Source organism: Anaerotignum faecicola, from assembly GCA_024460105.1.
Taxonomy (GTDB): Bacteria; Bacillota; Clostridia; order Lachnospirales; family Anaerotignaceae; genus JANFXS01.
This window is the reverse complement of the sequence record JANFXS010000031.1, coordinates 1-716: the sequence shown is the minus strand read 5'-3', so window position 1 is coordinate 716 and position 716 is coordinate 1. Positions and strand designations below refer to the sequence as shown.

Below are 716 nucleotides of genomic sequence, written 5' to 3'. Positions count from 1 at the left end.
ATTCCGATGAGTACCAGGACTATATCGATCTTGTAACGAAAGAGATTGAGGATACGCTTTCCGAACAGCGGTCCGCGATACGGTACCGCGATGTGACAGACGAGGCGAACAGAGCGTTAAATGACGCCAGAAGGGAACTGACGGAAAAGACGGCGGAGACCGACCGGAAGCTGGATGATGCGGCCCGGCAGATTGCAGATGCACAGAAGAAAATCGACGAGGGAAAGGACGATATTAAAAAGGGCCGTGCGGATCTGGAAAAAGGGAAAACTGATTTAGAAAATGCCAACAACGATCTGGAAGACGGAAAACGGACATTGGCGGAAAAGGAACAGGAGTTAGCGGACGCTAAGGTAACGCTGGCGGAGAAAGAACAGGAACTGGAAGACGGGAAAGTGACACTGGCGGAAAAGGAGCAGGAGCTGGAGGACGCCAAAAAGGAAGTTGCGGACAAGGAAAAAGAGCTGGAGGATGCCCGTAAAAAATTCGACGAGGAGCTGCCGGGGGCCCGTATGGAGCTGGATGACGGATGGCTGGAATACGAGATTGGGCTGGAAGAATACGAAGATGGAAAGGCGGAGCTGGAGGAACAGCAGGAAACCCTGAAGGAGGGCTGGAAAGAGTACCGGAAAAATGCGCCGGAGGTGGAACGGAATTTAAAGAAAGCCTTAAACGGGCTGATCGCCATGGGGGTTCCTCTGGATATCACGCCTTCT

Annotated in this window: 1 protein-coding gene; it reads left to right on the top strand. The window is 52.5% G+C overall.

From position 1 onward, the window contains the following. Window positions 1-716 (top strand): ABC transporter permease (locus tag NE664_12560; protein ID MCQ4727468.1); only part of this gene is annotated, 716 nt, incomplete at both ends.